Below are 255 nucleotides of genomic sequence, written 5' to 3'. Positions count from 1 at the left end.
TCAGATCAATGGCTCCAGTTAATTGTCCGAAACATTTTACATCCGTTTTAGAAGACACTGTTATAGCTAATGCCGCATTTGGCTGTCCAATTACAATTGTTTCAACTGCAGTACATCCATTAGCATCTGTAACGGTAACTTCATAACTTCCATTGCCAATTGCAGTTAAATCCTGAGTCGTATTAGCAATAGCAATTCCTCCTTTTTTCCAAGAATAAGTATAAGCTCCAGTTCCTCCTGCTACAGTCAGATCAA

Annotated in this window: 1 protein-coding gene; it reads right to left on the bottom strand. The window is 38.4% G+C overall.

The window, feature by feature from the left end; genetic code table 11:
- Positions 1-255, bottom strand: a 255-nt coding sequence (locus tag ACHRVL_RS23075; RefSeq protein ID WP_395415602.1) for a hypothetical protein, incomplete at both ends; no start/stop codon positions are given.

The sequence above is a fragment of the Flavobacterium sp. FlaQc-28 genome (genome assembly GCF_044007415.1).
Lineage (GTDB): Bacteria > Bacteroidota > Bacteroidia > Flavobacteriales > Flavobacteriaceae > Flavobacterium.
This window is presented reverse-complemented; position numbering and strand designations above follow the sequence as displayed.